Source organism: Micromonospora jinlongensis (assembly GCF_013410645.1).
GTDB classification, from domain to species: domain Bacteria; phylum Actinomycetota; class Actinomycetes; order Mycobacteriales; family Micromonosporaceae; genus Micromonospora; species Micromonospora zamorensis.
This window is the reverse complement of sequence record NZ_JACCHK010000001.1, coordinates 3,468,200-3,481,592: the sequence shown is the minus strand read 5'-3', so window position 1 is coordinate 3,481,592 and position 13,393 is coordinate 3,468,200. Positions and strand designations below refer to the sequence as shown.

Annotated in this window: 12 protein-coding genes; 5 read left to right on the top strand and 7 right to left on the bottom strand. The window is 69.8% G+C overall.

Going from position 1 to position 13,393, the window contains the following annotated elements:
- Positions 1–316: 316 nt before the first annotated feature.
- Together sucC and sucD are read left to right on the top strand one after the other, a co-directional pair.
- Positions 317–1,495 (top strand): ADP-forming succinate--CoA ligase subunit beta, encoded by a 1,179-nt coding sequence (sucC, locus tag HNR22_RS15265; RefSeq protein WP_088950144.1) that lies wholly within the window; start codon positions 317–319, stop codon positions 1,493–1,495.
- Between the two features lie 2 nt (positions 1,496–1,497).
- Positions 1,498–2,385 carry a succinate--CoA ligase subunit alpha gene (gene sucD, locus HNR22_RS15260; protein ID WP_179780946.1) on the top strand — a complete coding sequence of 296 codons (888 nt, stop codon included), beginning with the start codon at positions 1,498–1,500 and terminating at the stop codon, positions 2,383–2,385.
- Between the two features lie 73 nt (positions 2,386–2,458).
- Here the strand turns inward: sucD and HNR22_RS15255 are convergent, their stop codons facing one another.
- Entirely contained in the window at positions 2,459–2,725 is a 267-nt protein-coding gene (locus tag HNR22_RS15255; RefSeq protein ID WP_179780945.1) for a DUF4190 domain-containing protein, read from the bottom strand.
- A gap of 198 nt (positions 2,726–2,923) precedes the next feature.
- Here HNR22_RS15255 and HNR22_RS15250 point away from each other — a divergent pair, with 198 nt between their 5' ends.
- A complete protein-coding gene (locus tag HNR22_RS15250) occupies positions 2,924–4,213 on the top strand; it encodes a cell division protein PerM (RefSeq protein ID WP_179780944.1) in 1,290 nt (429 codons plus the stop codon).
- 54 nt (positions 4,214–4,267) lie between these two features.
- On the opposite strand, the gene HNR22_RS15245 is transcribed toward HNR22_RS15250, so the two are convergent.
- Entirely contained in the window at positions 4,268–4,783 is a 516-nt protein-coding gene (locus tag HNR22_RS15245) for a DUF4190 domain-containing protein (RefSeq protein ID WP_179780943.1), read from the bottom strand.
- A 329-nt stretch (positions 4,784–5,112) separates the two neighbouring features.
- Here HNR22_RS15245 and purN point away from each other — a divergent pair, with 329 nt between their 5' ends.
- Together purN and purH are read left to right on the top strand one after the other, a co-directional pair.
- On the top strand, positions 5,113–5,733 hold the full coding sequence (gene purN, locus HNR22_RS15240; protein ID WP_179780942.1) for a phosphoribosylglycinamide formyltransferase: 621 nt from the start codon (positions 5,113–5,115) through the stop codon (positions 5,731–5,733).
- Entirely contained in the window at positions 5,730–7,301 is a 1,572-nt protein-coding gene (gene purH, locus HNR22_RS15235; protein ID WP_179780941.1) for a bifunctional phosphoribosylaminoimidazolecarboxamide formyltransferase/IMP cyclohydrolase, read from the top strand. Before purN ends, purH begins: the two co-directional genes overlap by 4 nt.
- Positions 7,302–7,396: 95 nt before the next feature.
- Here the strand turns inward: purH and HNR22_RS15230 are convergent, their stop codons facing one another.
- The 5 genes from HNR22_RS15230 to HNR22_RS15210 all read right to left on the bottom strand — a co-directional run bounded on the left by HNR22_RS15230 (position 7,397) and on the right by HNR22_RS15210 (position 13,232).
- Positions 7,397–8,437, bottom strand: a complete 1,041-nt coding sequence (locus HNR22_RS15230) for an ABC transporter ATP-binding protein (RefSeq protein ID WP_179780940.1) — start codon at positions 8,435–8,437, stop codon at positions 7,397–7,399.
- Complete coding sequence (locus HNR22_RS15225) at positions 8,418–9,458, bottom strand: ABC transporter ATP-binding protein (protein ID WP_179780939.1); 1,041 nt, start codon at positions 9,456–9,458, stop codon at positions 8,418–8,420. The genes HNR22_RS15230 and HNR22_RS15225 overlap by 20 nt, the downstream gene beginning before the upstream one ends.
- A gap of 7 nt (positions 9,459–9,465) precedes the next feature.
- Complete coding sequence (locus HNR22_RS15220; protein ID WP_179780938.1) at positions 9,466–10,422, bottom strand: ABC transporter permease; 957 nt, start codon at positions 10,420–10,422, stop codon at positions 9,466–9,468.
- Between the two features lie 72 nt (positions 10,423–10,494).
- Positions 10,495–11,433 (bottom strand): ABC transporter permease, encoded by a 939-nt coding sequence (locus tag HNR22_RS15215; RefSeq protein WP_088950134.1) that lies wholly within the window; start codon positions 11,431–11,433, stop codon positions 10,495–10,497.
- A 197-nt stretch (positions 11,434–11,630) separates the two neighbouring features.
- Positions 11,631–13,232, bottom strand: coding sequence for a peptide ABC transporter substrate-binding protein (locus tag HNR22_RS15210; RefSeq protein ID WP_179780937.1), 1,602 nt, complete (start codon positions 13,230–13,232; stop codon positions 11,631–11,633).
- Between the last annotated feature and the right edge of the window lie 161 nt (positions 13,233–13,393).

Here is a 13,393-nt window from a genome sequence, read left to right as displayed (position 1 = left end):
GGCATCGGCCGTCTCCCGTCGTCACGCTTCTCAGCGCTCCGACATCTGACTCAACGACGCCCCCACGGCCGGGTTACGCAAGCCGGACAACATCGCCCGGATGGTTGATGCCATCCGTGTCGTGGCCGGAAACACCCGCGTCCGATGTCCGGTTGTGCATTACCGCACACCGCGCACCCGCTCGGTTGCCGGTGGTGCCGACCTCGCTAGGCTGCGGCCAATGGCCTGTTTCAACTGATGACAGGCGTCAAACTGTTTTTTGAACGCTGGTGGCGGCGCGACGGCGCGCCGCGGAGACGGGACGGGACGCGCAATCGTGGACCTGTACGAGTACCAGGGGCGGGACCTGTTCGAGCGGCACGGCTTGCCCGTGCTGGCCGGCGGCGTCGCCACTACCCCGGAAGAGGCCCGTGCGATCGCCGAACGCCTCGGCGGTCGCGTGGTCGTCAAGGCGCAGGTGAAGGTCGGCGGCCGAGGTAAGGCCGGCGGCGTCAAGCTCGCCGAGGGCGCCGAGGAGACGGTGGCCCGCGCCACCGACATCCTCGGCATGGACATCAAGGGTCACACCGTCCACAAGGTCATGATCACGGTGACCGCGGACGTGGCCGAGGAGTACTACTTCTCGTACCTGCTCGACCGAGCGAACCGCACCTTCCTCTGCATCGCCAGCGTCGCCGGCGGCATGGACATCGAGCAGGTCGCCGCCGACACCCCCGACAAGGTCGTCAAGGCCCCGATCGACGCCGTGAAGGGCGTGGACGAGGCCAAGGCCCGCGAGATCGTGACCGCCGCCGGTTTCCCGGCCGAGGTCGCCGACCAGGTGGTCGAGATCGCCGTCGGCCTGTGGCAGGCGTTCGTCGCCGAGGACGCCACCCTGGTCGAGGTCAACCCGCTCGCCAAGAACGGCGACGGCCGGATGCTCCTGCTCGACGCCAAGATCAGCCTGGACGAGAACGCGGCGTTCCGGCACCCGGACCACGAGGCCCTGGTCGACCAGGCCGCGGTGGACCCGCTGGAGCAGGCCGCCAAGGCCAAGGACCTCAACTACGTCAAGCTCGACGGCGAGGTCGGCATCATCGGCAACGGCGCGGGTCTGGTCATGTCGACCCTCGACGTGGTCGCGTACGCCGGTGAGCGGCACGGCAACGTCAAGCCGGCCAACTTCCTCGACATCGGCGGTGGCGCGAGCGCCGCGGTGATGGCGAACGGGCTGGAGATCGTGCTCTCCGACCCGGCCGTGAAGAGCGTCTTCGTCAACGTCTTCGGCGGCATCACCGCCTGTGACGAGGTCGCGAACGGCATCATCCAGGCGTTGGCGCTGCTGGAGCAGCGCGGCGAGCAGGTCAGCAAGCCGCTCGTCGTCCGTCTCGACGGCAACAACGCCGAGGCTGGCCGGGCGATCCTGGACAGCGCGAACAACCCGCTCGTGCAGCGGGTGGACACCATGGACGGTGCGGCCGAGCGGGCCGCCGAGCTGGCAGCTGCGGGGGTCTGATCATGGCTATCTGGCTGACCAAGGACTCGAAGGTCATCGTCCAGGGGATGACCGGTTCCGAGGGTTCCAAGCACACCCGGCGGATGCTGGCCGCCGGCACGAACGTGGTGGGCGGCGTCAACCCGCGCAAGGCGGGCCAGAAGGTCGACTTCGACGGCACCGAGCTGCCGGTCTTCGCGTCCGTCGCGGACGCGATGGCCGAGACCGGAGCCGACGTCACGGTCATCTTCGTGCCGCCGCAGTTCACCAAGGCCGCCGTGGTCGAGGCGATCGACGCCGCGATCGGCCTGGCTGTGGTGATCACCGAGGGCGTGCCGGTGCACGACACCGCATCGTTCTGGGCGTACAACGTGGCGAAGGGCGAGCAGACCCGGATCATCGGGCCGAACTGCCCCGGCATCGCCTCGCCCGGCGCGTCCAACGCCGGCATCATCCCGGCCGACATCACCGGCTCCGGCCGGATCGGCCTGGTCAGCAAGAGCGGCACGCTGACCTACCAGATGATGTACGAGCTGCGCGACATCGGCTTCTCCACCTGCGTTGGCATCGGCGGTGACCCGATCATCGGGACCACCCACATCGACGCCCTGGCGGCGTTCGAGGCCGACCCGGAGACCGACGCCATCGTCATGATCGGTGAGATCGGTGGCGACGCCGAGGAGCGGGCCGCCGAGTTCATCAAGGCCAACGTCACCAAGCCGGTGGTCGGCTACATCGCCGGCTTCACCGCTCCTCCCGGCAAGACCATGGGTCACGCCGGGGCGATCATCTCCGGCTCGGCCGGCACCGCCGAGGCGAAGCAGGCGGCACTGGAGGCTGTCGGCGTCAAGGTCGGCAAGACGCCGACCGAGACCGCGAAGCTGATGCGGGAGATCATGTCCGGCAACTGAGCCGGTCAGGCAACACCGAAGGGGGTCGACCGCAGCCGGTCGGCCCCCTTCGGCGTACGCGCTCGTCGCTGGATCAGTCGTTGTTCCAGAACGGGTAGTTGCCGGTGGCGCGCAGGATCGCGCCGCCGATGATGTTGATCACGCCGAACACGATGGCGAGGTAGCCCAGTAGCGGTGACTGCCCGTACCGACGGGCGTCGCGGATGGACAGGTAGCCGAAGATGATGCCCAGGATGCCGCAGCAGATCAGCCCGAGCACGATGCCCAGCACGCCCCAGAGCGTGGTCCGGTCCCGTCCCCGGGCCGGTGGGGGCGGGGGTGGCGGGTATGGCGTCGTCACAGCGTCCTCCGGGCGGTCGTGGGCGGCGAGCCGGCCGGACCGCGACCGGCGGACCCGACCCGGGTGGCGGCGACTCGCGCCCCCTCTGGCTGAGGCTAGACCGGGCCGGGTGGGCTGGGCCCCGGTTCGGTCAACTCGCCGCCCTTCGGGCGGCTTAACGGACTGCCACCGCCCGCGCGACGTGCCAGAGTAGAGCGGATGTCCCCCGTCACCCCTGACCGTCCCAGCCGTCCCGGCGGTGTGAGCGCCGACGACCGGCCGGTCGATCGTGCCGCCCGGGCCCGACGGGTGCCCGCGCCCCGCACGGGCGGGGCGCCACGTGGGCGCGCGCCGTTGCCCGTCGCCGCCGGGGTGGCGGCCGGCTGGGCCGCCCTCACCTCCTACCTCCCGGTCGCCATCGTGCTCGGCCTCGTCCAGCTCGGCACGGATTCGACGACACTGGTCAGCACCCTGCGCACGGCGCTGGCCGGTTGGCTGCTCGGCCACGGCGTGCCGCTGCACACCGACTCCGGCCCGCTCGGGCTCGCCCCGCTGGCGCTGACCGTGCTCGCGCTCTGGCGGCTCAGCCGGGCCGGTGTGCACGTCAGCCGCGCGATCGGCGCCCGGGACACCCGCTCACCGCGCCGCGCGCTGCTCGCCGCGGGCGCGGTCGGCATCGCGTACGCGCTGCTGGGCGCACTCGCGGCAGTGCTGGTCGGGGCCGGTGGGCCGACGGTGTCCCCGATCCGGGCGGGCGCCACGTTCGCGGTTGTCGGCACACTCGCTGCACTGATCGGTGCCACCCGCATCACCGCCGTGACCCGGCTCCTCGTCACCCGGCTGCCAGACCCGGTGCGGGACGGCGTTCGCACCGGCCTGGTGGCAGGGCTGCTGCTGCTCGGCGCGGGTGCCGGTGCGGCCGGTCTGGCGGTGGCCACCGGCGGCGGCGACGCGGCCGACATGATCGGGGCGTACCGGACGGGGGTCGCCGGGCAGGCCGGGATCACAGTGGTCAGCGGCGCGTACGCGCCGAACGCGGCGATCTGGTCGGCCAGCTATCTGCTCGGGCCGGGCTTCGCGGTCGGCACCGACACCGCGGTTCGCACCAGCGAGGTGTCGGTCGGCGCACTGCCAGCCGTGCCACTGCTCGCCGGTCTGCCACGAGGCCCGGTGGATGGCTTGGGCGCCCTGCTGCTCGCGGTGCCGGTGCTGGCCGGGATGGTGGCCGGCTGCCTGCTCGCCCGCCGGGTGGCCCGACTCGCCGGGCCGGAGCGGGCCCCGCAGCGCTGGGCCGAGGTGCTGGCCCCGGCGGCGCTGGCCGGGCCGGTGGCCGGCGTGCTGCTCGGTGTGGCCGCCGCGGTCTCCGGCGGGCCACTGGGTGCCGGTCGGCTGGCACAGGTCGGGCCGGTGGGCTGGCAGGTCGGTGCGGTGGCCGCTGTCGTCATCGCGGTCGGCGCGCTGCTCGGCGCCGCCGCCACCCGGGCCCTCACCCGCACCCCCGCGCAGTAGACGCGCGCGGGGCGCCCCGGACGAATCCGGAGCGCCCCGTCGAATCCGAGCTTGTCAGGGCTGGGTGGGCAGGGCCACGTTCGCCACGATGCTGAGGATGATCAGGATGATGCCCAACCCGACAGCGACCGCGCCGCAGATCAGGCCGGCCTTGGCCTGCCCGGCGTTGTTCGCCTGGCCCTGGGCGACCTTCTGCCGGGCGAGGTAACCGGTCACCACGGCCGCGATGCCGACCGGGATGCCCAGGTAGAAGCAGCAGATCAGCGGGATCGACGCGATACCGAGGATCATCGACACCAGGCCGAGGGTGTTGTTCTGCCCCTGAGCCCCCTGCGGGTAGCCGGCGTTCGGGTACGTCGGACCGCCGCCGTACTGGGGCTGCTGCTGGCCGTACGGGTCCTGGCCGTACGGCTGTCCCGAGGTCGGCTGCTGGCCGTACGGCTGACCCGAGGTCGGCTGCTGGCCGTACGGGGCCGCCGGCGGCTGGCCGTACTGCGGCGGCTGGGGTGCGTTCGGGTCCTGGTTGGGCTGCTGGCCGTACGGGTCCTGGCCGGGGTTACCGGGTTGCATTCGAGAGCTCCTTGAACTGGTTCCGTCAGTTACTGCTGTTGTTGCCACCCATGATCGCTGTCAGTCCTCGGATTGCACAGCGCGGCAGGACCACGACATCGTCACGGTGCTGCCGATCGACGGTTGCCGTTGGGGTGGTGACCGGGCGACACGCGGTGCTCCTCAGTGCAGCGACACCGCTGGTGTGCCGATCGGTGCGGGGGCGCGGACCGACGAGGTGTCAGGTCCGAGCGAGCGGCAGCGTACCGGGTCGATGCACGTCGGCACTGTCAAAGATCGGCGCGCCGCCCAGCCGAAGGGCTTCCTGACCTGCCCGATAGGGTGGCCCGGTGACCGAGCCCGCGCCTGTCGCCCGCATCGTCGTCCTCATCTCCGGCTCCGGTAGCAACCTCCAGTCGCTGCTGGATGCCGCCGTCGACCCCGCGTACGGTGCGCAGGTCGTCGCGGTCGGCGCGGACCGTGACGGCATCGCGGGCCTGGACCGGGCCGAGGCCGCGGGGGTGCCGACCTTCGTCGAGCGGGTCCGTGATCACGCCACCCGGGAGGACTGGGACCGGGCGCTCACCGCGCACGTCGCGAAGCACCAACCCGACCTGGTCATCTCCGCCGGTTTCCTCAAGCTGGTCGGCCCGCACTTTCTCGCCGCCTTCGGCGACCGCTATTTGAACACCCACAACACCCTGCTGCCGGCGTTTCCCGGCATCCACGGCCCGCGTGACGCCCTCGCCTACGGCGTGAAGCTCACCGGGGCCACCCTCTTCTTCGTCGACGCCGGCATGGACACCGGGCCGATCGTCGCGCAGGTCGCGGTGCCGGTGCTCGACGACGACGACGTGGACACGCTCACCGAGCGCATCAAGGAAGCCGAGCGGCGCCAGCTCGTCGAGCAGGTCGGTCGCCTGGTCCGCGAAGGCTGGACCATCACCGGAAGGAAGGTCACGGTTCCGTGAGTCCCACTCAGGACGGGCGCCGCCCGATCAGGCGGGCGCTGGTCAGCGTCTACGACAAGACCGGGCTGGTCGAGCTGGCCCAGGCCCTGCACGCCGCCGGTGTGGAGATCGTGTCCACCGGAAGCACGGCGGGCACCATCGCCGCCGCCGGTGTGCCGGTGACGCCGGTGGAGACGGTGACCGGGTTCCCCGAGGTGCTCGACGGGCGGGTGAAGACCCTGCACCCGAAGGTGCACGCGGGTCTCCTCGCGGACCTGCGCAAGGACACGCATGTCGCGCAGCTCGACGAGCTGGGGGTGGCGGCGTTCGACCTGCTGGTCTCCAACCTCTACCCCTTCCAGGCGACCGTCGCCTCCGGCGCCGACGTCGAGGAGTGCGTGGAGCAGATCGACATCGGTGGCCCGGCCATGGTGCGGGCCGCCGCCAAGAACCACGCCTCGGTCGCCGTGCTCACCGACCCGGCCGGTTACCCGGCACTGATCGGCGCGCTCGGCGAAGGGGGCTTCACCCTGGCCCAGCGCCGCGCGCTGGCCGCTCGGGCGTTCGCCGACATCGCCGAGTACGACGTGGCCGTGGCCCGGTGGTGCGCGCAGGAGCTGGCGCCCGCCGACGACTGGTGGCCGCAGTTCGCGGGGCTGGCGCTGCGCAAGTCGACAGGGCTGCGCTACGGCGAGAACCCGCACCAGCCGGCTGCGCTCTACACCGACCCGGACGCCCCGGCGGGGCTGGCCCAGGCCGAGCAGCTGCACGGCAAGGAGATGTCCTACAACAACTACGTCGACGCGGACGCCGCCTGGCGGGCGGCGAACGACTTCGCCGACCAGCCGGCCGTCGCGATCATCAAGCACGCCAACCCGTGCGGCATCGCGGTGGGCGTGGACGTGGCCGAGGCACACCGCAGGGCGCACGCCTGCGACCCGGTGTCGGCGTTCGGCGGCGTCATCGCGGTCAACCGGCCGGTCTCGGTCGAGCTGGCGCGGCAGGTGGCCGAGATCTTCACCGAGGTGGTGGTCGCGCCCGGCTTCGACGAGGGCGCGGTCGAGGTGTTGCAGGCCAAGAAGAACATCCGGCTGCTGCGGGCGCCGGCCTGGACGCCGGCGCTGGTGGAGTTGCGGCAGGTGACCGGTGGCGTGCTGGCCCAGGTCGCCGACCGGGTGGACGCCCCCGGAGACGACCCGGCGACCTGGCAGTTGGCGACCGGCGAGGCCGCCGACGAGGAGCTGCTGCGGGACCTGGCGTTCGCGTGGCGGGCGGTCCGTGCCGTGAAGAGCAACGCGATCCTGCTCGCCAAGGACGGTGCCACCGTCGGGGTCGGCATGGGTCAGGTCAACCGGGTCGACTCGGCGCAGCTCGCGGTCAACCGCGCCGGCGCAGACCGGGCTCGGGGTTCGGTCGCCGCCTCGGACGCGTTCTTCCCGTTCGCCGATGGCCCGCAGATCCTCATCGACGCCGGCGTCCGCGCCATCGTGCAGCCCGGAGGCTCGATCCGCGACGAGGAAGTCATCGCCGCGGCGAAGAAGGCCAACATAACGATGTACCTGACGAAGACCCGCCACTTCTTCCACTAGGCCGCCAAACCCCGCGAGACCCCGTTGATCATGAAGTTGTTGCCCGGCCGGTCGGCGTGTCGGGACAACAACTTCATGATCAACGGGGCTTGGGGTCAGGCCGGTGGGGTTGTGGGGCGGAGTTCGGCGAAGTGGCAGGCCGACGGGTGGGGGTCCGCCGCTCTCGGGACCGTTGCCGGGTCCTCTACGGCGCAGATCTCCTGGGCCTTCCAGCAACGGGTGCGGAAGTGGCAGCCGCTCGGCGGGTCGGCCGGGCTGGGCACGTCGCCGACCAGCCGGATCATGTTGCGCTGGTCGCGGGCCTCCGGGTCGGGCACCGGCACCGCGGAGAGCAGAGCCTGGGTGTACGGGTGGGTGGCCCGCTCGTAGATCTCGTCCTCGGTGCCGATCTCGACGATGCGGCCGAGGTACATCACCGCCACCCGGTCGGCGATGTGCCGCACCACGGACAGGTCGTGGGCGATGAAGATGTACGACAGCCCCAGCTCGTTCTGCAACTGCTTCAGCAGGTTGATCACCTGGGCCTGGATGGAGACGTCCAGCGCCGACACCGGCTCGTCGCAGACGATCACCTCGGGTCGCAGTGCGAGTGCCCGGGCGATGCCGATGCGCTGTCGCTGACCGCCGGAGAACTGGTGCGGGTACCGGTTGATGTGCTCCGGGTTGAGCCCGACCACGTCCAGCAGTTCCTGGACCCGCTTCTGCTTGCTGCCCTTGGGCGCGGCATCCGGGTGGATCTCGAACGGTTCGCCGATGATGTCGCCCACGGTCATCCGCGGGTTCAGCGAGGTGTACGGATCCTGCATCACCATCTGCATGTTGCGCCGCACCCGGCGCAGTTCACCGCCGGAGGCCTTGAACAGATCCTTGCCCTCCAGGGTCGCCCCTCCGGAGGTGGGCGTCTCCAGGCGCATCAGCAGCCGGGCGAGGGTGGACTTGCCGCAGCCGGACTCGCCGACCACACCCAGCGTCTCGCCCCGACGCAGCTCGAAACTCACCCCGTCGACGGCCTTCACCGCGCCGACCTGCCGCTGGAACAGCACCCCCTGCGTGATCGGGAAGTGCTTCACCAGGTTGTCGACGGAGAGGATCGTCTCGCCGCGGACCTTGCTGGGGCTAGCGGGCGGCGCTGTCATCACGGACCTCCTGCGCGAAGTGGCAAGCGCTGGTCCGGCCGTCGCCGAGGACCAGGTCGTGCGGCACGACGTCCACGCAGACCTGCTGGACGTACGGGCACCGGGGGTGGAACGGGCAGCCGGACGGGATGCGCATCAGGTTCGGCGGCAACCCCTTGATCGTCGACAGTTCCTCGCCGCGGACATCCAGGCGCGGGATCGACTCCAACAAACCCTTGGTGTACGGGTGGGCGGGCGCCTTGTAGAGCGAGCGGACGTCGGCGTGCTCGACGATCCGGCCGGCGTACATGACCGCGATCCGGTCGGCGACACCCGCGACCACGCCCAGGTCGTGGGTGATCAGGATCATCGCCATGTTGCGTTCCTGGCGCAGGTCGGCCAGCAGGTCCATGATCTGGGCCTGGACGGTCACGTCGAGCGCCGTGGTGGGCTCGTCGGCGATCAGCACCTTCGGGTCCAGCGCCAGCGCCATGGCGATCATGACGCGCTGCCGCATGCCGCCGGAGAATTGGTGCGGGTAGTCGCCGATGCGCTTGGCGGCACCGGGGATCTTGACCAGATCCATCAGCTCGATGGCACGGCGTCGGGCGTCGGACCGGGACAGGCCGGAGCGCTGACGCAGCGTCTCACCGATCTGCCAGCCGACCGGAAACACCGGGTTCAGGGCGGAGAGCGCGTCCTGGAAGATCATCGCGATCTCCTTGCCGCGTACCTGCCGGCGCTGTTCCTCGGAACGGGTGAGCAGGTCCTGACCCTGGTAGAGGATCTGGCCGGAGCGGACGAACGCGGGCGGGGTGTCCAGGATGCCCATGATCGCCTGGGCGGTGACCGACTTGCCCGAGCCGGATTCGCCGAGCACGGCCAGTGTCTCGCCGGCGTCCAGGTGGTACGACACGCCGTTGATCACCCGGGCCACGCCCTCGTTGGTGCGGAACTCGACGTGCAGGTCCCGCAACTCCAGCAGGTGACCGCCCTCGGGCGTGGCGGAGGCGGGTGTGGGTTCGACGGTGGAGTGGGTCATCAGAGAGTCACCGCAGCTTCGGGTCGAAGGCGTCACGGATCGCGTCGCCGAGCATGATGAACGCCAGCACGGTCAGCGCGAGGAATGCCGACGGGACGATCAGCGGCGTGGCTGCCTCCCGCATGTGGATGCGGCCGGTGTCGATGTCCTGGCCCCACGAGATGGTCGGCGCCTTCAGGCCGATGCCCAGGAAGGAGAGCGTCGCCTCGGCCGCGATGAACGAGCCGAGCGCGATGGTCAGCACGACGATGACCGGGGCCAGCGAGTTCGGCAGGATGTGCCGCCACATGATCCGGCTGTTGCCGGCGCCGAGCATCCGGGCCGCCGCGACGTAGTCCTGCTCCTTTGCGGTGATCACCGAGGAGCGAACCACGCGGGCGGCGGTGGTCCAGCCGAGCAGGGCGAGCACGAAGACGACAGCGCCGATCCGTGCCCACTGGCTGTCACTGGAGACCCGCTTGAGCAGCACGATCGCGGCCAGCAGCAGCGGGATGCCGAGCACCACGTCGATCACCCGGGAGAGCACCGCGTCGACCCACCGGCCGAAGTAACCGGCCAGCATGCCGATCACCAGCGCGATGATCCCGGTGCCGAGAGCGGCGAGCGCGCCGACCAGCAGCGAGGCGCGGGTGCCGTAGACCGCACGGGAGTACGTGTCGCAGCCCTGGAAGTCGTACCCGAAGATGGCCCCGCCGGACGGCCCGGCGTGCTGCCGGGAGAGCAGGCAGTCGTTCGGGTTGTTGGCGGTGAACACCCCGGGGAGCAGCGCCATCAGGGTGAAGATGACGACCAGCGTCAGCGAGATCCAGAAGATCGGGTTGCGGCGCAGGTCCCGCCAGGCGTCCCCGGCCAGGCTGCGGGGCTTGTTCGCGGCCCCGATCTGATTGGGTGTGCCCGGCTCGCCCGAGGGGCCACGCCGCGCGGCCTGGTTCTCGGTCGCCGCCACAGTCTCAAAATCACTCATGCCTGCACCTCGCTGCGCTCGGCCCCGGCATGAGAGCCCAAGCACGCTGCGTTGATCATTCGTTCGCTGCGCTCACTCATAGCGGATCCTCGGGTCGAGTACGGCGTACAGGACGTCCACCACCAGGTTCGAGACCAGGTAGACCACGACGAGCACGCTGACGATGCCCACCACCAGGGGGCCGTCCTCGGTGCGGATGCCGCGGAAGAGGTTGAAGCCGACGCCGGGGATGTTGAAGACGCCCTCGGTGATGATCGCGCCGCTCATCAGGTTGCCCAGCTCCACACCGAGGAAGGTGACCACCGGGATCAGTGAGTTGCGCAGCACGTGGACGATGACGATGCGGCGCTTGACCAGGCCCTTGGACCGGGCGGTCCGGACGTAGTCCGCGCGCAGGTTCTCCGCCACCGAGGCCCGGGTGAGCCGCAGCGCGGTGGCCAGCGACAGCGAGCCGAGCACGATGCCTGGCAGCAGGAGCGCGTAGAACGTCGGGTCCGAGCCGGCGGTGGGTGGGAACAGCTGCCACTTGACGCCCAGGAAGTACTGCGCCAGCGGCGCCAGCACGATCGTCGGGATGCCCAGCACCAGCAGGGTCAGCACCAGGGTCGAGTTGTCGAAGATGCTGGCTCGGCGGATACCGGCGATCACGCCCGCGCTGACTCCGAAGATGATCGCCACGGCGAGCGCGATGAGCGCGAGCCGCACGGTGACCGGCCAGGCCTGCTGGAGGATGTCACCGATGCTCCGACCGGTGAGCGACTCGCCCAGGTTGCCCTGGAGCAGGTCCTTCACGTAGTCGAAGTAGCGGTAGAAGAAGCCGCCGACGCCCGTCTGATCGAGGTTGTACTTCTCGGTCAGGTAGGCCCGTTGGGCTGGCGTCACCGGCCGCTCACCGGCGAGCGCCTGGATCGGGTCGCCCTGTCCGGCGAATGTCAGCGCGTAGACGATCAGGGTGGTCCCGAAGAACGCCAGGACCATCTGCAGTAGGCGCCGCAAGATGTAGCGGAACATGCTTAGCAGTCTCTCCGGAAATGTGCGAAAGGGTCGCAGGACGGCATCTCTGGTCGTACCCGAAATATCCGAGACGTGCCGTCCGGCCCGGGGGAGCCGGCACCACCGACGCCGGGTCCGCTGCTGCGGCCCGGCTCCGGTGGCGCGATTTGGGCCACCCGGGCGTCGTCGCCCGGGTGGCCCGCACCGTGGTCAGCTCAGCTGGCCGCTTCGATCTTGACGAGGTTGACCCGCTGGAACAGGTCCATCTGCACGTTCTTGACCTTGGACGAGTGGCCGAACACGTTCTCGCCGAAGCGGAGCGGGATCACCGGCATGTCCTTGGCCAGGATGTCCTCCGCCTGCTGGTACTTGGCGATCGCCTCGTCCTGCGTCTTGGCGGCGGAACCCTCCTTGACCAGCTTGTCGAACTCCGGGTTGCTGTACCCGTAGTAGTTCGACGAGCCGTTCGTGCTGTACAGCGGGCCGAGGTAGTCCTCCATGGTCGGGTAGTCCATGACCCAACCCATCCGGAACGCACCCACCGGCGTCTTCTTCTCGACCTTGGTCAGCAGGTCGGCGAACTTCGGCTCGGCCGAGCCGACGGCGTCAACGCCCAGGTTGGCCTTGAGCTGGTTGACAGTGGCGTCAACCCAGTCCTTGTGGCCGCCGTCGCCGTTGTACGAGATGACGATCTTCGACGGACCACCCGCGGCCTGGTAGAGCTTCTTGGCCTCGGTCGGGTTGAACTCGCCGGCCTTGCCCGCGGTGTTCTCCCGGTAGCCCGGCAGGACCGGCGAGACGAAGGAGCGCGCCGACTGCTGCGAGCCCTTGAAGACCGACTTGGTGATCTCGTCACGGTCGATCGCCATCGAGATGGCCTTACGCACGTCCGGGTTGCTGTAGTCCTTGTCGAACGTCGGGAACGCGAGGAACTGGAACGACGACATCGGGCTGGTCTGGTACCGGTCGCCCAGGTCGCTCGGCGCGGTGCTCAGGCTCTCGGTCGGGATCGTCGGCAGCACGTCCAGGTTGTCCGCCAGGACGTCCGCGTAGGCCGCGGTCAGCTGCTGGTAGATCCGGAACTCAACGTTCTTGACCTTGGGCTTCTCACCCGGGTACGCGTCGTAGCGCTCGACCTCGATCTTGCTGTCGTGCTGCCAGGTGCCCTTCATCTTGAAGGGGCCCTGCCCGATCGGCGCCTGCTCGTAGGAGTCCTTGAGCACGCCCGGGGCCGAGAACGCGGCGTCCGGCATCGGGTAGAACGCGTTGTAGCCGAGCACCGTCTTGAAGTCGATGTACGGCTCGGAGAGCGTCACGGTGAAGGTGAGGTCGTCGACCTTCTTCAGGCCGGACATCTCCTTGGCCTTCGGCGCCTTGCCCTGGAGGTCGTCGTAACCAGCGATCTTCTCGAAGAAGTAGTTGCTGTCCTGACCGTTGGGGGCGTACGCGCCGTAGTTCCAGGCGTTGATGTAGTCCTCGGACGTGACCTTCTCACCGTTGTGGAAGGTGAAGCCGTCCTTGAGCTTGATCGTCCAGACCTTGTTGTCCGAGGAGGTCACCGACTGGGCTGCGACCTCGTACGGCTTGTTCTGGGCGTCGTAGTCGACGAGCGGGCTGAACAGGCCGGCGATCACCTGCGAGCCGGACGTCTCGGTGGTGTTGGTGGGAACCAGGTGCTTCGGCTCGCCGATCTGGATGCTGACCGCCGAATTGCCGTTGCCGCCGGATCCACCGTCTCCGCCGCTGCCGCAGGCCGCGAGGCCCAGCGTCACCGCGAGCGGGAGGGCGGTCCAGGCGGCGAGTCTACGAACTCGCATTGAGCCTCCTCATCTCCTCACGCTGCGCAGTCAGGCCCGACGCTGGGTTACGCTGCGCAACAAGCGGCAACGGTAGGTCGGCGACGGGCCTTCGACAACGACCCGGTTGCGGGTGGGTAACGGTCCGGGGGTGGTCCCCTTGTCGGAGGCGGATCCACCTG

Bases quoted from the DNA above. Each gene is read 5' to 3' on its own strand.
- sucD (WP_179780946.1), top strand. From the start codon at position 1,498: ATGGCTATCTGGCTGACCAAGGACTCGAAGGTCATCGTCCAGGGGATG.
- HNR22_RS15250 (WP_179780944.1), top strand. From the start codon at position 2,924: ATGTCCCCCGTCACCCCTGACCGTCCCAGCCGTCCCGGCGGTGTGAGC.
- HNR22_RS15245 (WP_179780943.1), bottom strand. From the start codon at position 4,783: ATGCAACCCGGTAACCCCGGCCAGGACCCGTACGGCCAGCAGCCCAAC.
- HNR22_RS15230 (WP_179780940.1), bottom strand. From the start codon at position 8,437: ATGACAGCGCCGCCCGCTAGCCCCAGCAAGGTCCGCGGCGAGACGATC.
- HNR22_RS15225 (WP_179780939.1), bottom strand. From the start codon at position 9,458: ATGACCCACTCCACCGTCGAACCCACACCCGCCTCCGCCACGCCCGAG.
- HNR22_RS15220 (WP_179780938.1), bottom strand. From the start codon at position 10,422: ATGAGTGATTTTGAGACTGTGGCGGCGACCGAGAACCAGGCCGCGCGG.
- HNR22_RS15215 (WP_088950134.1), bottom strand. From the start codon at position 11,433: ATGTTCCGCTACATCTTGCGGCGCCTACTGCAGATGGTCCTGGCGTTC.
- HNR22_RS15210 (WP_179780937.1), bottom strand. From the start codon at position 13,232: ATGCGAGTTCGTAGACTCGCCGCCTGGACCGCCCTCCCGCTCGCGGTG.